Source organism: Sphingobacterium sp. ML3W (assembly GCF_029542085.1).
Classification (GTDB): Bacteria; Bacteroidota; Bacteroidia; order Sphingobacteriales; family Sphingobacteriaceae; genus Sphingobacterium.
The window spans coordinates 3,553,221-3,577,968 of sequence record NZ_CP107036.1 but is presented as its reverse complement, the minus strand read 5'-3'; the positions used below and the strand labels follow the sequence as shown (position 1 = coordinate 3,577,968).

The 24,748-nt window shown below is 38.3% G+C and carries 22 protein-coding genes; 8 read left to right on the top strand and 14 right to left on the bottom strand.

The genetic code is table 11. The annotated features are described in order from the left end of the window. Positions 1-29: 29 nt before the first annotated feature. Both dnaE and trxA read left to right on the top strand, forming a co-directional pair. Complete coding sequence (gene dnaE, locus OGI71_RS15195) at positions 30-4,448, top strand: DNA polymerase III subunit alpha (protein WP_282250062.1); 4,419 nt, start codon at positions 30-32, stop codon at positions 4,446-4,448. Between the two features lie 131 nt (positions 4,449-4,579). After that, entirely contained in the window at positions 4,580-4,900 is a 321-nt protein-coding gene (gene trxA, locus OGI71_RS15190; protein ID WP_104385830.1) for a thioredoxin, read from the top strand. 479 nt (positions 4,901-5,379) lie between these two features. Here trxA and rplI read toward each other — a convergent pair whose 3' ends face one another. The 7 genes from rplI to OGI71_RS15155 form a co-directional block, all read right to left on the bottom strand. After that, a complete protein-coding gene (rplI, locus tag OGI71_RS15185; protein ID WP_282250057.1) occupies positions 5,380-5,823 on the bottom strand; it encodes a 50S ribosomal protein L9 in 444 nt (147 codons plus the stop codon). 15 nt (positions 5,824-5,838) lie between these two features. Continuing rightward, positions 5,839-6,102, bottom strand: a complete 264-nt coding sequence (gene rpsR, locus OGI71_RS15180) for a 30S ribosomal protein S18 (RefSeq protein WP_028071347.1) — start codon at positions 6,100-6,102, stop codon at positions 5,839-5,841. Then, positions 6,102-6,470, bottom strand: coding sequence for a 30S ribosomal protein S6 (gene rpsF / locus OGI71_RS15175; protein ID WP_282250054.1), 369 nt, complete (start codon positions 6,468-6,470; stop codon positions 6,102-6,104). The genes rpsR and rpsF overlap by 1 nt, the downstream gene beginning before the upstream one ends. Before the next feature lie 147 nt (positions 6,471-6,617). Continuing rightward, positions 6,618-7,496 (bottom strand): 4-hydroxy-tetrahydrodipicolinate synthase, encoded by an 879-nt coding sequence (gene dapA / locus OGI71_RS15170; protein ID WP_282250053.1) that lies wholly within the window; start codon positions 7,494-7,496, stop codon positions 6,618-6,620. Between the two features lie 37 nt (positions 7,497-7,533). Next, a complete protein-coding gene (gene ligA / locus OGI71_RS15165) occupies positions 7,534-9,558 on the bottom strand; it encodes an NAD-dependent DNA ligase LigA (RefSeq protein ID WP_282250052.1) in 2,025 nt (674 codons plus the stop codon). Positions 9,559-9,677: 119 nt separating this feature from the next. Further along, entirely contained in the window at positions 9,678-10,709 is a 1,032-nt protein-coding gene (locus OGI71_RS15160) for a glycosyltransferase family 2 protein (RefSeq protein ID WP_282250051.1), read from the bottom strand. Next, positions 10,706-11,572, bottom strand: a complete 867-nt coding sequence (locus tag OGI71_RS15155; RefSeq protein ID WP_282250050.1) for a lysophospholipid acyltransferase family protein — start codon at positions 11,570-11,572, stop codon at positions 10,706-10,708. Before OGI71_RS15155 ends, OGI71_RS15160 begins: the two co-directional genes overlap by 4 nt. Positions 11,573-11,660: 88 nt before the next feature. Between OGI71_RS15155 and OGI71_RS15150 the strand changes: the two genes are divergently transcribed. Then, complete coding sequence (locus OGI71_RS15150; protein ID WP_282250049.1) at positions 11,661-12,272, top strand: WbqC family protein; 612 nt, start codon at positions 11,661-11,663, stop codon at positions 12,270-12,272. Positions 12,273-12,338: 66 nt separating this feature from the next. After that, positions 12,339-13,025 carry a hypothetical protein gene (locus tag OGI71_RS15145; RefSeq protein ID WP_282250048.1) on the top strand — a complete coding sequence of 229 codons (687 nt, stop codon included), beginning with the start codon at positions 12,339-12,341 and terminating at the stop codon, positions 13,023-13,025. A gap of 5 nt (positions 13,026-13,030) precedes the next feature. On the opposite strand, the gene OGI71_RS15140 is transcribed toward OGI71_RS15145, so the two are convergent. Then, positions 13,031-14,032, bottom strand: coding sequence for a YihY/virulence factor BrkB family protein (locus OGI71_RS15140; RefSeq protein ID WP_282250047.1), 1,002 nt, complete (start codon positions 14,030-14,032; stop codon positions 13,031-13,033). Between the two features lie 35 nt (positions 14,033-14,067). Further along, the gene (locus OGI71_RS15135) at positions 14,068-15,834 is read right to left on the bottom strand and encodes a long-chain fatty acid--CoA ligase (protein ID WP_282250046.1); all 1,767 of its coding nucleotides are present in this window, start codon (positions 15,832-15,834) and stop codon (positions 14,068-14,070) included. A 169-nt stretch (positions 15,835-16,003) separates the two neighbouring features. Between OGI71_RS15135 and OGI71_RS15130 the strand changes: the two genes are divergently transcribed. Next, a complete protein-coding gene (locus tag OGI71_RS15130) occupies positions 16,004-16,504 on the top strand; it encodes a hypothetical protein (protein WP_282250045.1) in 501 nt (166 codons plus the stop codon). Positions 16,505-16,574: 70 nt separating this feature from the next. Here the strand turns inward: OGI71_RS15130 and OGI71_RS15125 are convergent, their stop codons facing one another. After that, complete coding sequence (locus OGI71_RS15125; RefSeq protein WP_282250041.1) at positions 16,575-18,320, bottom strand: peptidase M61; 1,746 nt, start codon at positions 18,318-18,320, stop codon at positions 16,575-16,577. A gap of 259 nt (positions 18,321-18,579) precedes the next feature. Here OGI71_RS15125 and OGI71_RS15120 point away from each other — a divergent pair, with 259 nt between their 5' ends. Continuing rightward, positions 18,580-19,446, top strand: coding sequence for an N-acetylglucosamine kinase (locus tag OGI71_RS15120; RefSeq protein ID WP_282250040.1), 867 nt, complete (start codon positions 18,580-18,582; stop codon positions 19,444-19,446). Between the two features lie 11 nt (positions 19,447-19,457). Next, a complete protein-coding gene (locus tag OGI71_RS15115) occupies positions 19,458-19,982 on the top strand; it encodes a glutathione peroxidase (RefSeq protein WP_282250039.1) in 525 nt (174 codons plus the stop codon). A gap of 185 nt (positions 19,983-20,167) precedes the next feature. Here the strand turns inward: OGI71_RS15115 and OGI71_RS15110 are convergent, their stop codons facing one another. After that, entirely contained in the window at positions 20,168-21,304 is a 1,137-nt protein-coding gene (locus tag OGI71_RS15110) for a serine hydrolase domain-containing protein (protein WP_282250038.1), read from the bottom strand. A gap of 35 nt (positions 21,305-21,339) precedes the next feature. After that, a complete protein-coding gene (locus tag OGI71_RS15105) occupies positions 21,340-22,221 on the bottom strand; it encodes a LysR family transcriptional regulator (RefSeq protein ID WP_282250037.1) in 882 nt (293 codons plus the stop codon). 156 nt (positions 22,222-22,377) lie between these two features. Here OGI71_RS15105 and OGI71_RS15100 point away from each other — a divergent pair, with 156 nt between their 5' ends. Further along, entirely contained in the window at positions 22,378-23,133 is a 756-nt protein-coding gene (locus OGI71_RS15100) for a class I SAM-dependent methyltransferase (RefSeq protein ID WP_282250036.1), read from the top strand. A gap of 357 nt (positions 23,134-23,490) precedes the next feature. On the opposite strand, the gene OGI71_RS15095 is transcribed toward OGI71_RS15100, so the two are convergent. Beyond that, positions 23,491-23,946 carry an NUDIX domain-containing protein gene (locus OGI71_RS15095; RefSeq protein ID WP_282250035.1) on the bottom strand — a complete coding sequence of 152 codons (456 nt, stop codon included), beginning with the start codon at positions 23,944-23,946 and terminating at the stop codon, positions 23,491-23,493. Between the two features lie 36 nt (positions 23,947-23,982). Next, positions 23,983-24,729, bottom strand: coding sequence for a hypothetical protein (locus OGI71_RS15090; RefSeq protein WP_282250034.1), 747 nt, complete (start codon positions 24,727-24,729; stop codon positions 23,983-23,985). Positions 24,730-24,748: the final 19 nt, after the last annotated feature.

Here is a 24,748-nt window from a genome sequence, read left to right as displayed (position 1 = left end):
TGTGTTGTATTAAAGAGGTTTAGAGATTTATGTATATTATTTTCGATACAGAGACGACGGGTTTGCCTAAGCGTTGGGACGCGCCAATTACGGATACGGATAATTGGCCACGTTGTATACAGCTGGCATGGCAGATTCATGATGAGATGGGAAACTTGGTCGAACATCAGGATTTTTTGATTAAACCGGATGGATTTGATATACCTTATGACTCCGAAAAAATACATGGTATATCCACAGCATTGGCAGAAGAGCAGGGGGTGCCCTTACAGGTTGCTTTGGAGAAATTTAACATCGCATTAAATAGTGCAAAATTTGTAGTCGGACAGAACATTGGTTTTGACCTCAATATCATGGGCTGTGAGTTTTATCGTTATGGTGTAGAATCTAAAATGGCGAGCATGCCTGTTTTGGATACCTGTACTGAGGTAACAGCAGATCTATTGAAAATTCCTGGTGGTCGTGGCGGTCGATACAAGCTGCCTAATCTGACTGAATTGCACTCTTATTTATTTGGTGTGCCATTTGCTGAGGCCCATAATGCTACTGCCGACGTTGAAGCGACAACACGTTGTTTTCTGGAATTGGTCAGAAGAGAGGTGTTTACGGTGGAAGAACTCCAGGTAGATACTGGTTACTTTGTTGATTTCAAAACGAATAATCCTGGTCCCGTTCCTACTGCCGGGCTTAAACACATTAATTTAAAAGCCGCTTCTGATGAGATCAGAAAACGGGCTGAACCGGATGATGTTCGTGTTGTCGTAGATGCAGATACATTATCAGCACTTAAAGAAGCGAAATTCGCACATTTACATAACCATTCTCAATTTTCTATTCTACAGTCAACAATGTCGTATGACAAGTTGGTTTCGGCTGCGGTAAAGGACAATATGCCTGCTGTTGCGCTTACCGATCACGGTAATATGATGGGGGCATTTGAATTCGTTTCCAGAGTCATTGGACATAATAAAGAGGTGGAAGCACAGAATGCGGAAGCGCTGGAAAAGGGGGAGGAACCTACTGGTCAGCTCCTAAAACCAATAGTGGGTTGTGAATTCTTTGTTTGTGAAGATCATAAAGATAAATCCAGAAAGGATAATGGTTATCAGGTCGTTTTGTTGGCGAAAAATAAACGCGGTTATCATAATTTAGCCAAATTAGCTTCTTTCGCCTATACAGCTGGATTCTATTATGTGCCCCGTATAGATAAAAATCTTATTTTACAGTATAAGGAAGATATCATTGTGCTTTCGGGAAACCTTCAAGGAGAAGTGCCTAGTAAAGTGCTTAATATAGGTGAAAACCAGGCGGAAGAAGCTTTGCAATGGTGGAAGGAGCATTTTGGGGAAGATTTTTATCTGGAATTCATGCGACATGGACAGGAAGATGAGGATCGGGTAAACCAGACCTTACTTAAGTTTGCCCGTAAATACGATGTTAAAGTTGTTGCCACCAACAATACCTATTACGAAAAGAAAGGAGATGCACACGCCCATGATATCCTCTTATGTGTAAAGGATGGCGAGAAGCTTTCCACACCTAAAGGTAGGGGGCGTGGGTTCCGGTTCGGATTGCCAAATCAGGAGTATTATTTTAAATCTTCTGATGAAATGAAAACCTTATTCAAAGATTTGCCCGAAGCGATTCTTAATATACAGGAGATCGTAGATAAGGTGGAGATCTTCAAATTGAATAGGGATGTCCTACTTCCAAAATTTGATATACCAGAAGAATTTCAGGTTGCCGAGGACAATGAAGATGGTGGAAAAAGAGGGGAAAATAAATATCTTGCCCACTTATGTTATGTTGGTGCAGCGAAACGTTACGAAGAGATAACAGATGATATTCGGGAACGCCTGGATTTTGAATTGGCAACGATTGAAAAAACAGGATATCCCGGATATTTTTTGATTGTACAGGATTTTATTGCTGCAGCACGTGATATGGGTGTTTCGGTTGGGCCGGGCAGGGGATCTGCGGCTGGGTCAGCTGTTGCGTATTGCCTCGGTATCACGAATATTGATCCCATAAAATACGATTTGCTATTCGAGCGTTTTCTAAATCCCGATCGTGTTTCCATGCCCGATATTGATATTGACTTTGATGATGAGGGACGTGGACGGGTCATGCAGTATGTAATCAATAAATATGGCGCCAGTCAGGTGGCTCAGATCATTACTTATGGTACAATGGCCGCCAAGTCTTCGATTAAAGATACTGCCCGTGTGCTGGATTTGCCTCTGGGAGATGCAAATGAAATTGCCAAATTGATTCCAAATTTGAAGTTATCCAAAATATTTACATTGGATGATGCTGGTCTAAAGGAGAAGTTAAGAACAGAAGAGATCGAGGCCGTCAATCGCTTAAAGTCAATTGCAGATGGCGCCGGACTCGAAGCCGAAACAATTCGTCAGGCACGGGTATTGGAAGGGTCTGTCCGGAATACAGGTATTCATGCCTGTGGTGTGATTATCACACCGGATGATATTACCAATTTCGTTCCTGTATCCCTGGCAAAGGATTCCGATCTGTATGTAACCCAGTTTGATAACCACGTCGTTGAAAGTGCTGGTCTATTGAAAATGGACTTTTTGGGATTGAAGACCCTGACACTCATCAAGGATACTGTTGAGAATGTTAAATTAAGTCATGGTATAGTTTTAGATCCCGACAAATTTCCGATAGACGACGTATTGACCTACGAGCTTTTTCAGCGTGGTGAAACAATCGGTGTATTCCAATATGAATCTCCTGGGATGCAAAAATACATGCGCGATCTGAAGCCTACGGTATTCGCCGATTTAATTGCGATGAATGCCCTATACCGTCCGGGGCCAATCGAGTATATCCCGAGTTTTATTAAACGTAAACATGGGATTGACCCTATTGTCTACGATTTGGATGCTTGTGAGGAGTATTTGAAGGAAACGTACGGGATTACGGTTTATCAGGAACAGGTAATGCTTTTATCCCAAAAGCTGGCGGGTTTTTCCAAAGGTGATGCTGACGTTTTGCGTAAAGCGATGGGTAAGAAACAAAAGGCTGTACTTGATAAGATGAAGCCTAAGTTTGTTGCGCAGGCGGAGGAAAAAGGACATAATGCAAAAGTGCTGGAGAAGATATGGACTGACTGGGAAGCTTTTGCTAGTTATGCGTTCAATAAATCACACTCCACCTGTTACGCATGGGTAGCCTATCAGACAGCTTATCTAAAAGCACATTTCCCTGCAGAGTATATGGCGGCGGTGCTTTCCAATAATATGAATGATATCAAGCAGGTTACATTCTTTATGGAGGAATGTAAGCGTATGGGCTTGGAGGTACTCGGTCCTGATGTGAACGAGTCATACTATAAATTTACGGTAAATGAACGTGGAGCGATTCGATTTGGTATTGGTGCCGTTAAAGGTGTGGGTGCTGGTGCTGTAGATGCTATTGTGCAAACGAGACAATCTGGATTGTATAAGTCTGTTTTTGATATGGCCAAGCGTATCGACTTACGTGCGGTCAATAAAAAAGCTTTTGAGAGTTTGGCTTACGCCGGTGGTTTTGATAGTTTTGAAAGTACCCATCGTGCGCAGTATTTCCATGCTGAGGATAATTCAACAGGTATGGAGAAAGCAATCCGATTTGCACAACGGTATAAAGAAAATGAAAACTCTGCACAGGCTAGCTTATTTGGCGCTGGTGAAGCTGCCGAACTGCCAGAACCTGTATTGTCACCTTGTGCACAATGGGGATTGATCGAGAAGCTTAAATACGAAAAAGATGTCATCGGTATATACCTGACAAGTCATCCGTTAGATACTTATCGGTTTGAGATCGAACATTTCTGTCATAATCCAGTGTCTGATCTCTCTCTGATTAACAAAGCGAAAGCTGCCGAGGTAGATGAAGAGACATTACTCGAATTTAATCGTATCAAGAACAAAGAATTGGTTATTGGTGGGATTATAGCTTCGGCAAACCACCGCCTGACTAAAAATGGTAAGCCATTTGCATCCTTTATTATTGAGGATTATAGCGATTCTTACGATATGGCGGTGTTTGGTGAAGAGTATGTGAAATTAAAGGGTTATTTACAAGAGGGTTATTTCGTTCAATTGCGCGGATTGGTTCAGGAGCGTTTCAGGCAGGTCGGAAACTGGGGCTTCGAATTAAGAAGTGTACAGTTGCTTTCTGAGCTCCGCGAAAAGATGGCGAAGAGTTTTACAATTAATATTCCTCTGCCAAAGCTGAATGAAGAATTCTTAGATGGCATTAAAGATATCTTGGCGCAGAACGAGATTGAAGGCGTTGTGCCAAATTGTCAATTGAAATTTAAAATCTGGGATCCTCAGGACGAAATCTCTGTCGAAATGCCAGCTAAAAGTCTGAAAATAAACCTCACAAATGAGTTTTTGGAGTGTATAGATAAGTTTGAAGGGATTAATTACCGTTTGAACTAATTTGGATTAGATTTTGTGTAATTAAGATTACAATTACATTGACAGTTGTTACTATCTTTGTTTATTGATTTTAGCAATTAAGTAGTATCATAAATATAACTTCGGTTTATAAAATTAAAAAGATTAAGATTATGGCATTAGAAATTACAGATAGCAACTTTGAAGAAGTTGTTTTGAAAGCGGACAAACCCGTATTAATTGATTTTTGGGCAGAATGGTGTGGTCCTTGTCGTATGGTTGGTCCTGTTGTTGAAGAATTAGCTAAAGATTACGAAGGTAAGGCTGTGATAGGAAAAGTAAACGTAGATGAAAATCCAGAGATTTCAGTTCGTTATGGTATCCGCAATATACCTGCTTTATTGTTCTTCAAAAATGGAGAAATTGTAGATAAGCAAATTGGAGCAGTTCCAAAGTCTGTTTTAAATGAGAAATTAGAGAAGCAATTAGCATAATAATTGTTATTTTAACAGAAAAGACCTGAAATATTTTTATTTCAGGTCTTTTTTTTTTATATTTTTTGTTTTTATATTATTTAATACTGATTTTTTACTAATATTTATTAGTTTTTTTTGATTTTTATTGTTTTATATGTGTTTATTTTACTTTTTTACCGTGTATTTTTTATTATTATATGTTTTTATCAAAATAAAATAGATTTTATTTTGATAAATGGATAATTTTTGCTTCTTTTGAATATGAAAACGAGATAAAAATGAATATTTTATTGGTTTATTTGTTTTATTTTTGGTTTTTTATTGATTTTTTGATATAAACAAAGATTTTCCCTTTCAAATACCCTAGATTATGCCTCGCGTTGTTCTCAGCAGCGCGAGTTTTTTGTTTTAAGCAGGTAAGGTAATGTAAGATGCCAATAAAAAAGCGGCTATCTAATGAATAGCCGCTTCAGTATGTTGTACTAAATAATATAAAATTATTCAGCGATTACTTCGAAAGGAACTTGAACTTTAACTTCTTTGTGTAAGTTTAAGTTAGCAATATATTCACCTATTTCTTTAGGTTCAACTTCGAATGTAATACGACGACGATCTACGTCAAAACCTTTTGCTTTCAATGCATCAGCAATTTGGATGCTATTTACTTTACCGAAGATTTTGCCAGATTCACCTGCTTTAGCACCGATCGAAAGTTTTACAGCTTCCAATTTACCAGCTAATTCAGTAGCGTCTTTTTTGATTTTATCTTGTTTGAACTGAGCTTGTTTGATGTTCTCAGCTAAAACTTTCTTTGCAGATTCAGTCGCTTGAATAGCAAATCCTTGAGGGATTAAGTAGTTACGACCGAAACCTGGTTTTACATTAACGATATCGTTTTGCTCACCTAAGCCTTTGATATCTTGTTTTAAAATTACTTCCATTTTCTATCGTCCTCCTTATTTAATTGCATCAGCTAAGTAAGGTAACAAACCGATGTGACGAGCACGTTTAACAGCTTGAGCTACTTTACGTTGAAATTTCAAAGATGTACCAGTTAAACGACGAGGTAAGATTTTACCTTGATCATTTACAAATTTCATCAAGAAGTTAGCATCTTTATAATCGATATATTTGATACCATTCTTTTTGAAACGACAGTATTTTTTACGGTTGTCCTCTACTTTAGGAGCAGTTACGTATTGGATATTTTCGTTAGCCATTAGTTTGCGCCCTCCTCAGTTTTAGTTTCAGCTTTTTTGTTGAATGCACCGCTACGTTTTTTCTCGTTGTAAGCTCTAGCATGTTTGTCTAAACTTACAGTCAAGAAACGCATAATGCGCTCATCACGTTTGTATTCAACCTCTAATTTGTTGATTAATTCACCTGGAGCCTTGAATTCAGTTAAGTGATAAAATCCAGTAGATTTTTTCTGGATTGGATACGCTAATTTTTTCAAACCCCAATTGTCTTCAGCGACAATCTCGGCTCCGCCTTCTGTTAAGATGGTTTTGAATTTTGCGATTACTTCTTTCGCAGCATCTTCAGAAAGCAACGGGGTAAGAACGATTACAGATTCGTACTGTTGCATTTTGTTAATTAATTTTGTTATTTAAAATTCCACATTTGTGGAAGTGCAAAGGTAGGTATTATATTGTTATATTGCAACGCCTTGAAGCAAAAAAGTTTAGACCTCAAGCGAGATCTAAACTTTTTCAATAACAAACAAATTGATCGCTTAGTTTAATTTGCACATTTCTTCTGCTATTGCTAATTGTGTTTTTTCACTGATACCTACCAATGGAAGGCGTAAAGTGTCGTTACCGATGCCTAATTTTTTAAGAATATATTTGACGCCGGCAGGATTTCCTTCCACAAAACAAAGATCTGTTATCTGGAGTAAATCGTTATGTATTGCTCTTGCTTCATGATAATTGCCCTCTGCACATAATTTTGCAAGCGTGGCAACGCGTTTTGGAAATGCATTTCCAACAACAGAGATAATGCCAGCAGCACCGAGTGCCATCATAGGTAATGTCACCGGATCATCTCCGGAGATCAATAGAAAATCTACCGGTTTGTCCCGTAAGATTTCGCTGAATTGAGCAAAATTGCCAGAAGCTTCTTTTATTGCAACAATATTTGAAAAATCATTCGCCAAACGTAATGTCGTTTGTGAAGTCATATTGCTACCTGTACGGCCCGGTACATTATATAATATAATAGGTAAAGGGGAAACTTGCGCAATAGCCTTATAATGCTGATAAATTCCTTCCTGTGTCGGTTTGTTATAATAAGGTGACACAGATAAAATGGCACAAAAACCAGTCGGATCGAAAGCTTTGATCTGTTCTACAATCTCTGCGGTATTGTTACCACCGATGCCAGCAACCAAAGGAAGTCTACCGTTCACGCGCTTGACAGTGAAATCCCAGATACGCTTTCGTTCTTCTTTAGTTAATGTGGCAACTTCTCCAGTTGTACCTAAAGAAACCAAATAATCCATACCCTCGTTGATTTGCAAGTCAATGAGTTGACCTAATGCCTCGAAATCAACAGATTCATCTGAGTTAAAAGGAGTGACCAATGCTACTCCTGCGCCGTGAAGCTCGTTCATCTTGTTTTTGTATTTATATAAATTTAATTAAAAAATCCTATTTGGAATGAATAAGGTCTAAGAGATCCTTCTCATTAATCATCGGGACACCCAATTTTTCCGCCTTCGCTAATTTAGATGGTCCCATTTTATCCCCCGCAACGAGATAATTCAACTTTGCGGAAATGGAAGAAAGCATCTTGCCACCGTTGCTCTCAATCAGCTCTGCGAGCTGCTCTCTGGAATAATCCGCAAATACACCTGAAATCAAAAAGGTCTTTCCGCTGAGACTTTCGCTGGCCAGAATGATTTCCCTTTCTTCAATCTCCAAATTTAAGCCATAATGTTTTAGGCTGATGAGCTGTTGCTGATGAATAGGGTTGTCTAAATATTCTTTGACACTCTCCGCGATACGGCGTCCGATATCTTGAACCCCTTCAATTTCCTCTGTTGAAGCCTGAGCAAGGGCATCGATGTTCTTGAAATGTTGTGCTAGTTTTTTTGCGATTGTTTCGCCAACATGCCGTATGCCCAAAGAGAATAATACTTTCTCAAAAGGTTTCTCTTTTGATTTCTCAATGCCCGCAAGCATATTGTCTATGGATTTCTGACCAAAGCGCTCGAGTTGTTGTAAGTCTTCTTGATGGTTCTTTAGACCGTAGATGTCTACGATATTATGCAATAGACCTTTTTTGAAAAAGGTCTCTACCGTTTCATCGCCCATTCCCTCGATATCCATCATTTTACGGCCGATAAAATGCTGCATTTTGCCGACAATCTGTGGAGGGCATCCTGTTTCATTCGGGCAGTAGTGAACAGCTTCACCTTCCTGTCTAATTAATGTGGTACCACATTCTGGACAGCTGTCCGGATAAATAAAGGCTGTCGTATCTGCTAATCTCTTTTCAAGGTTCACAGCAATGATTTTTGGAATGATTTCTCCACCTTTTTCTACATAGACGGTATCACCTTGATGTAAATCTAATCGTGCAATTTCATTGGCATTGTGCAGTGAAGCACGTTTGACTGTGGTCCCTGCTAACAATACAGGTTGAAGGTTAGCAACAGGAGTGACCGCTCCGGTACGTCCTACCTGATAGCTAATAGTATTGAGTGTTGTCTCAACACGTTCAGCTTTGAATTTATAAGATATTGCCCATCTTGGGTTCTTGGCCGTAAAACCGAGATCTTCCTGTTGGGCATAATCATTTACTTTGATAACGATGCCGTCGATTTCGTATCCAAGGTTATGTCGTTCAATATCCCAATAGTCAATGAATTCAAAGACATCAGCCAGTGTACTACATTTTTTTGTATGTTCACAGACAGGAAAGCCCCAGTTTTTCACTTGTTCCAGGCTGTTCCAATGATCGTGAAATAAATTGGTTCTATTGTCACAATACAAGAAGTATAGAAAACAATCCAAGGGCCTTTTGGCAACCTCCGCTGAATCCTGAAGTTTTATTGTCCCCGAAGCGAAATTGCGCGGATTGGCATAAGTCTGTTCTTCATTATCTTCCCGTTCCTTGTTCAGACGTAAAAAAGCGGATTTATGCATAAATATCTCCCCACGAATTTCAAACTGTTGCGGGTAGTCGCTCTCTTTGAGTCTGATTGGAATGGAGCGAATGGTTTTGACATTACTTGTCACGACATCGCCCTGTGTTCCATCGCCACGGGTAACTGCTTTGCTCAGTACTCCGTTTTCATAGGTGAGGCTGATAGAAAGGCCGTCAAATTTTAATTCACAGACATACTCAAACTGATCGCCTATGATCTTGCGGATTCGCTGATCAAAGTCAAACAGTTCTTCCTGGCTGTAAGTATTGCCCAAAGAAAGCATGGGCCAACGATGTTTTTCCGTTTTAAATTTAGATGTGATATCTCCACCTACGCGTTGTGTAGGTGAGTTCGGATCAGCAAATTCTGGATATTGACGTTCCAGTGCTTCGAGTTCCTTTAACTTGAGATCGAAGTCATAATCTGATATAAGACTATTCGCCAATACATAGTATTGATAGTTATAATGATTAAGTTCTGCTGTTAAGTCTTTTATCTTTTTTTCAATATCCATCGCCAACATGTTGCAAAATTACAAATAAAATGTACGTTTAAATAAATAAATAAAGAATCTTGTTGTAAAGAGTGCCTTATTTTTAAAATGCGTTTTTGTGCATTTTACGAATCGGAATTCCAGATGCCTTATTTGAAATCCTTTGGATTCAATTGCGAAAATTTATGTTTATTATTCGTGTAAAAATCAATAATAATTGAATTATTATATTGTCCTGTCTGATTTTCTATTGCCGTATATTTCTTTCGTTTTCTAGCATTTTTAAAAATATTTAGGAAGAAATACTGATGTGCGCGACTGATCGCCCACGCATCTTTCGGTTTGCGGTCAATTAGAAACTTCATCAATGCTGCTAAATCGAACCAAAGGCGTAGGAAAATTATCCAAATTGCTTTACTCAAAGGTAGGTTCTTTTGCAACATAACGAGATTATTCCTGAAATTTAGGTAGGTCTTCTTAGGGTTGCTGGCATTTAATGTCCCGCCGCCTACATGATAGACAACGGACGTTGGACAGTAACCTATACCATAGCCCATCTTTTTCAATCGCCAGCATAGATCAATTTCCTCCATATGAGCAAAGAAATCTTCGTCTAGGCCGTTCGCTTCTTTCCAGGCTTTTTCTCGGATAAAAAGCGCGGCTCCCGATGCCCAGAAAATCTCAGATTCCTGATTATACTGGTCATGGTCTTCCTCAACTTCGTGTAAAATCCTTCCTTTACAAAACGGAAAACCGAAATAGTCCAAGTATCCTCCAGCGGCACCAGCATGCTCAAATTTATCTTTATTATGAAAGGATAGGATCTTGGGTTGTGCGGCAGCAATACCGGGATTGCGCTCCATATAAGCAATAACAGGCTCTATCCAGTTTTGGCTGACTTCTACATCTGAATTTAACAAGACATAATAATCCGCATCTACACGTTCAAGGACTTTGTTGTAACCACCAGCAAATCCATAATTCTTGTCGTTTTCAAGAATGGTAATGGTGGGATAGTACTGCTTGACGAATAGAATAGAATCATCATCCGATGCATTGTCACCGATGACGAATTCAATATTTGGATAAGAACTGTTGTAGACGGAAGGTAAGAATTTCTCCAGGAAGAAACGACCATTCCAGTTCAATATGACAACAGCTACTTTTGGTAATTTACTCATTTTCTACGTTTCCTTTTCCAGCGATTATGTGACCAAAGCCAATATTCGGGATTTTCACGAATCATTTGCTCCGCAAAGCGATTGTGTAAATCAGTTATTTCATGTTCGGCAAATTCGGAAGGGTCTTCTACCAGGGTAGTAAACTTGCAGAAGTATTGTCCTCTTTTTGCTTTTCGGCCAATATAACAAAATACAACGGGGGCTTTGCTTATTCTTGATAGCCGTTCAGCTCCCGTATAGACTAATGTTTCCTGATTCAACCAATTGATAAAATAATCAGAGTCGGAATATAGTGGGGTCTGATCAGCGACCAACATACTGACATTGGGCTGCCCTTTCAATTTTACAATATGTCGGAGAATTTGTTTCATTGGAACCATTTCTGCGCCAAAACGACCACGCATCGAATTATAGACTGTATCAATGTCCTTGTTGTTTAACGGTTTGTAAACAATCAATGTTGGAAAATCAGTGATCAAACTCAGACGGTGTATCCCGAGTTCCCAGTTGGCATAATGCGAGGTTACCCCAATCACATTTTTCCCGTCAGCAAGATGGCGCGTTAGTTCCTCTTCATTTTCTAAAGTCATTTTCCGCTTGACTTCTTTGGCTGAAATCGTTTTTAGCTTAATGGATTCTACAAGTAGATCCGGAAAAAAGCGGTAGAATTTTTTTGCGATTACTAGTCTTTCAGCCTCGGTTTTTTCGGGAAAAGCGTTTTCTAAATTTTGGAATACGATACCCTTTCTATACCCAATAATATAATAGAGGATATAATAAAGCCCATCGGAAATCAAATATAGAAACCAATAGGGGAGAAGAGAGATGACATAGATTAATGCGTTTAACGCGTTTTGTTTCATGCTATAGCTAAAATTCCCAGTTGTATTTTACAAATATCCTCAAATTAAGTTATTTTTGCGTCACTTATAACAAAAATCATCAGTTTTTATGGAATCGCAGTTATTACTTCCAGCATGTTATCTTCCGCCGATATCTTATTTTCATACCATTCAGGAGAATAATCTCCCGGTTGTAATCGAAAAATATGAACATTTTCAAAAACAGAGCTATCGTACACGGGCACGCATTGCTTCTGCCAATGGGGTACAGGATTTAATAGTTCCAATCCAACATGGTAATAAGGAACGCGTCCCGATGAAAGATATCCGGATCAGTTATGAATTTGACTGGCAGCGTTTACATTGGTTGAGTATTCAGACCGCTTATCGGAGTTCCGCATATTTCGAATATTATGAAGATGATTTTAGTCGTTTTTATCGAGAAAAATTCGATTATCTCTTGGACTTTAACGTTGCACAGTTGGAGCTGATACTAAAATCAATTAAGCTAAAAAGAACAGTTTCCTTTACAGAGGAATATACGGTCAATGATGCGGAGGCAATCGATTATCGGGAAATCATACATCCGAAAAAGGAAAGCATACTGGTTGCTCCCAAAGAGTACTATCAGGTTTTTTTGGACAAAAATGGTTTCTATCCAGATTTGAGTATTATCGATCTTTTGTTTAATCAAGGTCCACAATCCAAAAGTTATCTTTAAAATATTCTAGATACTTTGAACATTCTGCGTTTAATATTGTTCTTATTCAATATTAAACGCTTTTAAATGAATAGACTTCTTCTTGTTTTCGTTCTTCTTCCTTTGTTTAGCATCGCTACCTATGCCCAGGGTGGTGTTGATACAATACATTATCGGAAAGTTTACTATTGGGGAACAACCGGAATGGGATTCCCTATAGGCAAAACGAAAGATATACTCTCCCCAAAATTTTCTGGTAGTATTGGTCTGGATATTTCCCTTAAAAATTCGATGTTTTTTGTCTCCCCAACCTTGTATACTTTGTCATTCAAATACAAGCAACGTCTGCCAGATCCCGATTTTGCCTATCGTATTGAGGATGCAAATACGAACTTTTATACTTTCGCATTTTCAGGTGGTGTGCGAAAACAGATGCGCCGATTGAATGTTTACGGTTTTCTTGGGCCGGGAATAGGCTTGACAAGTGAGCCCCGTGCGAATGTGATAGCTGATCAGAAGCTGGTTAAGATGGAAAATATAAATCGTTTTAACCTATCCAGTAAATTGGGTGCTGGAGCTGACTACAAATTCAATGGCTTTTTTCTTGGATTGGAGCTAGGCTACTTACATAATTTCAGAAAGATACAGGATACACCGGTCAATATTTTTACTGTGATGATCGGTCTGAAATCAGATATCACACAAATTGGTGACAGGGTGATCGATGTGATCGGAATAGACGGCTCTATCAGCGGAAAAAAAGAGAAAAAATAGTGTGATTACTTTGAGACTTGAATCGTATCTCCGATGTGGGCTTCAGCATCAGAACCCATTTTCTTGACTTTTTCTGTTTGTTCAATGGCAACAGCAAATGCGGACGGAACAATCCCCGCCCCAAATTTGATCGCATAAAACTTGGTGAACTCAGCTCCGAAGTAAAGTATTGCAGCGGAATAATAGATCCACAATAACATGATGATGATAGAACCTGCTGCACCGTAAAAGCTCGCCGTGGAAGAGAGGTTGAGGTAAATCGAAATTCCGTAGCGACCCAGCATAAAAAGAAGCCCAGTGAAAATAGCCCCGCCGAGCATATCGCGGAATTTCACCTTGGCATCTGGTAAGAATGAGAAGATAAATCCAAACAGTATCACAATGACAGAAAACGTAATACCAGTATTGACCCAAGATATCAGGGCAATTGGAATAATGGGGAAATAGGTCATGACCAGGTTGGTGACCGCGACAATAACTCCATTTATCATCAATGAAGCAATTAATAAGAAGCCTAAAGCAATAACGATGGAAAAGGAGATGAGCCTATTGATGATTAATTTTAGCCAGCCTTTCTTAGGCTTAGGCTTAACTTTCCAGATGTTGTTTATTGAATCCTGGATATCGACAAATAAAGTCGTAGAGGAAAGGATCAATGTGACAATACCGATTGTGATCCCCATATTGGATTTGTTTTCAAAAGTAATTTTCTGGAGATAAGATTTAATCTGTTCGGTCACACCTTGCCCAAAAAGTATCGTAACTTCGTCCAGTACTTCATCTTGCGCAGAAGAACCACTTTGGAGATGTTCACCATAAAAGAAACCGATACACCAGATGACGATCATTAGCAACGGACCGATCGAAAAAATCGTATAATAGGCTAGCGAAGCACTTTTTTTCATGCACTTGTCATCATTGAACCCGTTGAAGGCATCAATCATGACCTGCCAAATATTTTTCCAGTATCCGAATGTAAATAGATCTTTTAGTGTAACGTGCTTCATAATGAGATCATCCGCTCCAATAATCGTGCAAATTGTTATTCTTGATTCTGCTCTACATACAATTTGTCGATGGCAGCTTCATTCTCTTTTAAAATAACTTTTCGTTTCAAACTCAATTTTGGCGTCAATTGACCTTCATTTATTGACCATTCTTTTGGTAAAAGAATAAATTTCTTGACAATCTCCCAATGGCCAAAGTTACCTGATAATCGGTTTATTTCCTCTTGGTATTTCTGAATAACTTCGGAATTTTTGATAAGTTCTTCATTTGAACTACTGGATATTCCTTTTTGAGCAGCCCATTTTGAAAGGATATCAAAAGCAGGTATGATTAATGCACTTGGAAATTTGCGATTTTCGCCGATTACCATCACCTGGCCGATCAAGGTTGATTCCATTAACTTGTTTTCAATGGACTGCGGTGCAATGTATTTTCCGCCAGCTGTTTTAAACATCTCCTTCTTTCGATCAGTGATCTTTAAGAAGCCATCCGTCGTAATTTCGCCAATATCTCCGGTTTTGAAGAAACCATTTTCATCGAAAGCTTCTTTAGTGGCCTCCTCGTTTTGATAATAGCCTGTTGTGATACTAGGGCCTTTCACTAGGATCTCACCATCTGATGCAATTTTTACTTCAAGGTTTTTAAGCGGTTTTCCGACTGTTCCAAATTTCAATCCATTTGGTAAATAAGAGTTTACCGCAATAACAGGAGAAGTTTCCGTCAATCCATATCCTTCAAGTACCTTAAGGTCCGCAGCCCAAAATATACGCGCTAAGCGCTCTTGAAGAGCCGCACCACCTGATACGATAATTTTAATATTACCTCCTAATGCTTCCTGCCATTTGGAAAAGATCAATTTACGGGCAATACCCAGTTTAATCGAATAGAGCATGCCGTTTTTGCCTGGCTCCTGGAATTTTAGCCCTAAGTCTACTGCCCAGAAGAATAGCTTCTTTTTAATACCGGTCAGTGCCTTACCTTTTTCAATGATTTTGTCGTAGACTTTTTCCAGTACACGTGGCACTGTCGTAAAGACATCTGGTTTTACATCGTTAATATCGGCAACGACATTATCCAGGGTTTCTGAAAAGTAAATTTGGATCCCCTTTGAATAATACATATACACAACCATGCGTTCGAAAATATGACATAACGGAAGAAAACTAAGTGCAGTTTTGAAATCCTCCCGTATCAAATAATTACAGGCGGTGACATTGCTATAGACATTTTTATGTGAGAGGTAAACACCTTTGGGACGGCCTGTCGTGCCCGAGGTATAAATCAAGGTTAATAGATCATCTTCGGTAACGCCATCGCGATGGGAGGACAGTTCGGTCGTATCTTCTTTTGCACTCCCAATTAACTCGGTCAAAGGGGTATGGTTTTCAATCTGATCAAAGGTATATACCTGCGGTTGGATGCCATGTTCTTTGATCGCCTGCTCAATACGGACAGTCAGGTCTTTGTTGCTTACAAATAACACTTTAACATCGGAATCGTTCACAATGAATGAAAGATCTTGTGTAGATAATGTAGGATAAAGGGGAACCGTTGCAAGTCCTATCTGATTGCAGGCAAAATCAACCAAGTTCCATTCCGGTCTATTACCGGACATTATTCCGACACGATCCCCTTTCTTAAGCTCCAATTTCAATAGAGCCCTACTCAAGGAATCAATTGCATCCGTATATTCTTTGGTGGAGTAAGTTTTCCAGTTGCCACTGGAGTCTCTGCCCGCCACCATAATGTCCTTTGCGTATTTTTCTTTATATAAGGTTATAAAGTCAAAAATTCTGCCCATATCACTTGAGTTTATTTGGTTATCACTATTGACTTAAATATAAAAAAAATATCAGAAATAAAGTTGGAGATATTGGGATTAATGTCATAACAAATTAAACATTGTGTCGTTATAGCTGTAATTGTTACTTTTGAAAGATATAAAGTAGAATATAAAGCGTTCAATTTTTATGAGAAAAATATTTTTGGCTGTCGGTGGAATGCTGATGTTTGGTGCGTTATCCAATAAAGCTGTGGCTCAGTTGGATAATAGAGGCGCTATTGGTGGGCGGTTTGGTTCTGCTCAGGGAATTACTTATCGTCATACGCTAAATTCAAGCCATGCGTTGGAAGGTATTATGAGTATTCAAAGCAATTCTGATTTCCGTCGGTTTCGTGTAGTTGGATTGTATGAAATTTACAAACCTTTAACAGCTGGTCTAAATTGGTACTATGGTTTTGGTGGAAGTATCGGATCGTACAAAGAAAAAGATAAAATTATAAATGGTCAACGTCAATCGTTCGACTCCCATCTTAATTTAAGTATAGATGGTATTGTCGGAATAGAGTATAATATTCCCCAAGCCCCATTTCAGATTTCATTGGATGTAAAACCTTATTTTGATTTTCTGAATGAATCCAGCCTCAAGATATTTGATCCTATTGGATTCTCGGTAAGATATAAGTTTTAATATTAACAGAAAGAGCAGAAATATATTTCTGCTCTTTCTGTTAAATGGTACATATTGGCTAACGTTCACATCAAGCCATCCAGATTTTTCCCAAGAGTTCCTGCAGGAACGTTTGATCTTTAAGTGGACGGATTTCATGAATCTTCTTGTTATTTCTTCTGATCTGTACCGGTATCTCTCGAACCAGGCCATCTCTTGCAATAAGGAAATTCAATATTTCACCATCAGTAGCATGTTGGATGATAAAATCAATCTCCTTGTCTTTTACATCAAGTCTGATATTATTGATTGCAATTAATTCATCCCTGACGTTTAAACCCGCATCGTAGGCACCCGTCCCTTTTTCAACAGTTGCAACACTGATTACACCATCTGTTTTGTTAGTTGTGATACCCAAGGTTAATGTATCGTTATCTTTGTTGGTATCCACAATTTCATATCCTACCAAATTCAAATAAGCGTTGTAATCGAGTTCGCCATCCTGATGCGCAGCCTGAAATATATCATCCAGCGAGGTGCCAGCAATACGCTCCGCTAGGTTCTGAAACTCTTTTTCTTCAAAGCCACGGTCAAGTTTTAAGAAAAATTCTTCATAAGCAGCACGGAGGATGTCGTCTAATTTTATTTTTCCATCTGTAGCAGCTATTACTTTGATATCAAGCAGAGCAGTAAGCATAGCCCCTTTGTTATAATAAGAAATGGCCGAATTAATGGCATTTTCATCTGGTCTATAATATTTGATCCACGTATCGAAGCTTGATGCAGCAGCAGACTGTATCTCATGTCCTGGACGGTTCAATATAATATTAAAATCATTGGCCAATAATGAAAGGTATTCTTTTTCATCATAGAACCCACAGCGTTTGATGATTAAATTGTCATAATAAGAGGTAACCCCTTCCATAATCCATAATCCTGTAGTATAGTTCTCCCCATCGTAATCAAATGGACCCAATGCTTTTGGGCGAAGTCGTTTTACATTCCATAGGTGGAAATATTCATGGGCTACGAGGCTCAGATATGTTTTGTAGCTGTGTTCATTGCGATAGGCATTTCTCGAAGCTCCCAGTACAGTGGAGTTGAGGTGTTCAAGACCGCCACCACCAGATTGGTAGTTGTGTGTGATAATGACATATCGTTTGTTGGGATTTGATCCCCAAATACGGGTTTCTTCTTCTACAATACGTGTAATATCTGTGGTAAGACGCTCTTTGTCATAAGAGCCACCACCCACCATCGCACACTCATGTTCTACTCCTGCAGCATGAAACTTCCAAATATCCTGGTTACCTACTTCAATCGGACTGTCATATAAAACGTCGAAGTTGGGCGCATGAAAGGTATGTTGTGTCAACCGTTCAAGTCCTGTTGATATACTTTTCCAGGTTTCTTTTGGCACAATAACGATAGTCGAAGGGACATCAAGATAACCTTCAATATGTAGAAATGTTGCTGTTGGGACGATAAATGCGTGGTCGCTGTCGAAAAAATTTGTACGGACAGAGACCTCAAAGCCATATACCGAATAGTGAATATCGATCTGATCTAGTGCATCTGTCGTAACGCGCCAGGTATTCTTTGATATTTTGCTGAAAGGAATGGGATTTCCATTGGCATCGACAGGTTTAAATCGTTCTACATTTTTTGCATATTCACGAATTAAATAAGAACCTGGTGACCAGACTGGCATCTTTAGATCAACATAGGGTTGATTGAGTTTTTTGAGGCTCATTTTTACGTCAATGTAATGAGCTTGTACTTCTGGAAATGATACCTCAAAGTTTATTGTGGGTACATTTAAATGGTCACTATCCATGAAAAATAATTTTAGTATGCGCTTACAAAATTAAAAGTATCTTATGCTTAAATCAAACAAAAAAATATTTTGTTGGTTCTTCAATAGTTTGTTAAACCTGTCGAATTTTGATTGATTCAAAAAGTTTCATCAGATTGTAAAGATGTCACATAAGAAATCCAAGATACATATTTTCTTTAAGAATCGTCGTTTCAGTTTGGAGGTAATTTTTGTATATTTGATACACTAGTTTATAAGGGGAAAATAATCAAGAATTTGTATGATCTTAGTTGTTGATAGTGGCTCGTCAAAGTCAGATTGGAAATTGGAATTGCCTGATAGTGCTCCTATTTCGTTCAGTACAAATGGACTCAATCCTTTTTTCGTTAATGAAAAAGAAATCACACGGGTTATTAAAGAAATACCTGAAATAATACCCTACGCTGACGAGGTTACTGAGCTTTATTTTTTTGGAGCGGGTTGTATTACCCCTGACCGTCGTGAAATGGTTTCAAATGCATTGACTCCTTTATTTGAAAATGCTTATATCGCAGTTGAGAACGACCTTTTTGGTAGCGCTTTAGCGACCTGTGGTAATAAAAAAGGATATGTAGCCACACTTGGTACCGGATCGGATCTTAGCTTTTTTGATGGTGAGGAGCTTATGGCCTCCCACAATGGTAATGGTTATGTGCTGGGAGACGAAGGTTCGGGCGCTTACTTCGGTAAAAAGCTCCTACGCTTATTTCTATATGGGCGCATGCCGAAAGATCTGAATGAGAAATTCGCCGTTAAATACCGTATAAATAAAGAGGTTGTTATTAAAAATGTGTACCAGAAAGAACGGCCAAATGCTTTTTTAGCCTCTTTTGCGCCATTTATGTCTGATAATATTACCCATCCATTTATTATTGATCTGGTAAAAGGTGGTTTTGAAGAGTTTGTTCAGGCCTCTATTTTGACTTATGCAGATTATACACAGTATGAATGCCACTTTGTTGGCTCAATTGCTTATAGCTTTGATTTGTTATTGCGTGAAGTGTGTGAAACACATCAGATCAAGGTCGGAACAATACTAAAGTCACCTATTAACGAATTGTTCAGTGCAGTGCTGGAAAGAGAGAGTAACTCATTGTTGAGTCTTTAAATTAAATAAATATGATTGTAGCAACTATTATGGTGTATATGTCAATGTTATTTGGCAATCCCGAAATTTATAATTTCACTTTTAAGACGCTGGAAGGGCAAGAGGTGAAAATGTCCGATTTCAAAGGAAAGAAGATATTGATTGTCAATACAGCTTCTAAATGTGGTTTTACGAAACAGTATAAGGACCTGGAAGAACTACACAAGACATTTGGAGACAAATTGGTTATCATTGGTTTTCCGGCGAACAACTTTGGACAACAGGAACCAGGCTCCAATACAGAGATTCAAGAATTCTGTGAACAGAACTATGGAGTAGACTTTTTAATGGCTGAAAAAGTAGAAGTAAAAGGGGAGCAGATTTCGCCTTTATTCAAATATCTGATCACGCAGGATAATCCCGATTTTACAGGAGAGATTAAATGGAACTTTGAAAAATTCCTGATTGACGAAAATGGTAAATTAGTACATCGCTTTCGATCAGCTACCAATCCACTGGATCCGGCGATTGTAAACTGGGTGGGAAATAAGAAATAAGTAAAAAGCAAGAAATACGCTATACCCCCAAATAGTGTTCAACTATTTGGGGGTATTTTTATGGCTGAAAGACAGAAGTTTGATTCTGAATGTGTTCCAGCTTTTCGGTTTATTAAGCCCTTTTTTCGCAGTTGAAAATAAACGGTTGAAAATAAAAATTGTAAAACTTTTTGCTGAATTTCAGCCTATTTTATATACGTGTCATATAAGGCGCGGATGCAGTCTTTGAGTAGCGGATTAAAATTTTCGCTATCAGGTATGTTGCAGCCATTGGTGATTACTACAAATCCATATTTTTTTACAGGATTGAAAAACATTGCACTGTATAAGCCATAAGCAGATCCCGTATGTCCCGTTAATATAACACCTGGAATTACCGTATTTTCGTTCATAATAGCGAGGCCATACCCTGCATCTTTATTAACAGCAGTTTGCATTATCTTTGCATATTTTTTATCCATTATTTTCTTTCCGTTACCCGTACCGTAGTTCATATGCATAAGCATATATTTTGCAAGATCGAGTGTCGATATCTTCATTCCACCAGTCGGGGAGAGTGCAGGAGTCGTATAGCCCAATTGATAATTTGCAAGTTCATCACGTCTGGGTGCATATGCATTCAGTTCTTCGATAATATTAGCTTTTTTATCGAATGAATATAAAGGGACTAATCTCAAATGATCTAGCGAGTCAACACAATATCCACCATAAAGATTCAATGGCTTAAGAATGTTTTTGGAGATGTAGTTATCAAAACGCATCTGAGTCAGCTTCTCCAATACGGCGCCGGCCATATTAAAATTTAGATTACAATACTGATATTGGCTGCCTGGTCTATAATTATTATAAGAACTTTTCCAATTCGGATTTTTGGTTGGATTAATAACATCCAGATTAAAATAACCGTTTTGATCATTAATGCTCGAGGTGTGAGAAAGTATCATCCGAAGGGTAATTTTTTCCTGGGGATAATTTGGATTTCTAATCGGAAAACCAATAAGATCTCCGAAATCATCATCTAAAGAACAGCGCCGCTGTTTCAAAAGCTGCATAAAAGAGGTCGCGGTAAACGACTTTGATATGGAAGCGATCCGAAAGATATCATCGTCATTTAGCAAAGTCTTGTCCTCAATATTTTTGTTGCCATAATTCTTATGAAAATAAATCTGGTTGTTTTTTACAAGTACTACACTAAGTCCTATTGCTTGATATCGTTGCATAATGGTCTGCAATCTTTGGTCAATTTCTGGAGTCTCCTGTCCGAACAATAATACGGGGAGCAACAGTGCTAAGTGAAAGAGGGAAATGATGGTCTTTTTCATGCTGTGTACGTGAACAAAATAATCAGGATTGGTTATTAACCTTTATTGAATTTAAGATATTCTTTTTGAATACATTGAATAAATTCAGCAAGAGCACTATTCTTACTTTTTATATTCGAAACCAAAATTACCTCTGTTTTACTATCTGTGTCATCAAGTTTGAGGATTTTCAATTTTAGATGTGGATACTGTTTTATTGTGGATGCCGGGACAACAGCCAAACCTAATCCCTGAGAAACAAGTTCGAGGATAGAAGACATGGAATTGCTTTGATGCACAATTTTGGGTTCAAACCCCATGCGATTACAGGTATTGATTGTTAGGCGATGATATTCAGAAGCATATTTTTGATTGAAAGAGATAAAATTCTCATTGAAAAAATTGATGTTCTTGAAGTCTACTTCCGTGGATCCCACAATAACCATCGGGTCTTCGAATAAGGGGGTGATAAGGAGTTCGCTCGCGTAAATAGGGGCACGCATAATACCGAGATCCAGTTTTCCATTTTCCAACGCAGCTTTTTGTTTTTGTGTTGATGTCTCAAACAAACTGACCCTTAGATAGGGAAATTTTTGTTGAATCTGTTTCAATACCGTTGCCAACATCTGCTTTGGTGTGGAACTGATATAACCCAACTTAAACTCACCTGAAATATTGTTATGGATCTGTTTTGTGATAGTTTTGCTATGCTCTAAATTTTGAAGTATCTCAACAACCTCTTCCAAAAAGTATTTACCCGCTTCGGTCAGTTCCACCCTTTTGTTCGTTCTGAAAAAGAGTATAACGCCCAGCTCATCTTCAAGATCTTTGATTTGTCGACTTAACGGTGGTTGGGACATAAATAACCGCTCAGCAGCCCTTCCGAAGTGGAGTTCCTCGGCTACTGTTTTGAAATAAATAAGATGTCGGATTTCCATTGATACTTTTTTGGTATGAATCGATGACAAAATAAATATTTTTAATGAATTTGAGTTAACCCTACCTTTAAATAATTAAAATTTATAGGTGATATCAATGCATAGAATGCAAAAAGCGCTTATGAAAATAACTTGGATATTCGATATTTCCATGGAATGATAAACCGAGCATTTGTGCTCACAAATATTTATTTAGCTATGAATAAGGCGACATTACAAGAAATTGAAACGCGATTTGACAAAGATGTCGAACGGTTCTCTAATTTAGAAACAGGTCAGGCGACTACATTGGATGCGGTGTGGAATATGGAACTCATAACAGATGCAATTTCATCGCTCTATCCGAATCTTGAGCAGGTGTTGGATATCGGCTGCGGTGCAGGTAATTATGATGTGAAACTGCTTCAGAAAGTCAGGTCCAATCCAGATGTTACCTTGGTCGATTTGAGTTTACCTATGTTGGAGCGAGCCAAAGAACGTGTTGGCGTACTTACAACTGGGGCAGTTCATTTGATTAAAGGCGATTTTCGACAGGCCGATCTGTTCGAGGAGAAATTTGATGTGATTATTGCGACAGCAGTTTTGCATCATTTGAGAGACGATCAAGATTGGGAGACCGCATTTCGCAAACTTTTTAAACTTCTCAAAAGCGGGGGGAGTGTATGGATTTTCGATTTAATCGAACAAAATAGTGCCCCTCTTCAACAGCTGATCTATCGTGAAAAATATGGTGCGTATTTGACTAACTTGCAAAACGAAGCGTATCGTGACCATGTTTTTGCCTATGTGGAACATGAGGATACACCGCGATCGTTGGTCTATCAGCTTGAGCTATTGGCTAAGGTCGGATTTAAAGATATAGATGTACTACACAAGAATTTGTGTTTTGCTTCTTTCGTCGCATTCAAATAGTACTCTTGTTTGATAATAACACTACAAAGCAGACAAGATGCATAGATAAACGCTAGGGGTGAAACATAGTGAATGGAATGATAAAAAAATAAGGCGATACGGGGAGTATCGCCATAAAATCACACTAACTATTAAAAAACCTATAGGACTAGGAATTTACAAATTCAATAAACCAATGTCTGTTTGATATCACTTCCCTCTTCACCCATCTCGTCTTAGCGAGATATCAAAAAAATAATAAAATGTAGTTATTAAGGTCAATACTTTAAAAAAACAAAGTATTTCCATTGGTTTACGTAAAGATATATGTTTATTTTTTAAATACAAATAAAATCGACGAAAATTAGAAATTTATTATCATTTGATTGTTTTCAAAAATTCCAACCAGGCGATCTGATCGGTTTTAAATGTCAGATCTTCTATGGAAAGTGTATGTAACGGAACCCATCGGAAGGATTGACGCTTATTATCTTCGACTTTCTGATCCAGATCAAAATCAAATGCTTTAGTAGTCGTTCTGATCTGAATGGCTGATGTATTTTTGACCTGATAGTAAATTGATATAATCTGACTGTCGTTGAAGCTTGATTTTTCGTAAAAATCAGTTGTATAGATATGCTTAACGACGTCAATGTCAAATGCACACTCTTCTTGATATTCTCTAATTAAAGCCTCCAATAGACCTTCTCCGTACTCTAGCCCTCCACCGGGGAATTTGGTAAATGAAACATTTTCCGTTCTTTCATCACTGATCAGCACTTCCTGTTTCTCGTTGATCAATATCCCGTATACTCTTACGTTAAATGGAAACATTATTTATTCTCTATTTATATAATCAAATTTTTTCTTTTATAATGGCATGAAACCATTTTCAACCGCAAATTCATCCAACCCGATATAGGAATAATGTCTTGGCAAAAACCAACCTATTGCTTCCATGATATTCGTAAATTCTTTCTCTGTTCTAAACTGATTGGCAACGATATTAAATGCCAGATCTTGAGAGGCCTTTTCTTCGTCTTTATAATTACGTGCGATAAGCATAATTTTGGCATTCTTGACACCATAATAATCCAAAAACTCGCGCAGTTGTGTACGAACGTGATAAGGTAGGATCGTTTCGGAGGGTTGGCCAACTAAAATTTCTTCATCTTTACCGATTGTGGTTTGCTCATTTTTTTGCGAAAAAATACTCTCGTCTGTATAAAATTCCTCATTCAGGAAATAATTGACCAGATCGCCATAGGTAAATATCCAGTCTGGATTTTCATTTTGTGTATTAATGGCAATACCAAAGCCTTTTGGTAGTACAAAATCCTTTAAACGGTTTTTGATCACAAAGGCCTGAAAATTCTGATCTTTGGGGACACTTTCCAACTGGAAATAAGGAAATCCATCCGGACCGATGACTACTTCGGTTTCGGCGAGTTTCAATGTACACTCTGCGATGTTATTTAAGAAGGTATCACGCCATAATTCATCCCGCTCTGCAAAAGGAACCTCCATCAGATTATTAATGATGATGGTTTTTTCCAGATCCCCTAAGCGATTGTCGTTCGCATTGTTACTATCGTCAAATAAATGTATTGTACTCATCTTGGACTGTGATTTTGTT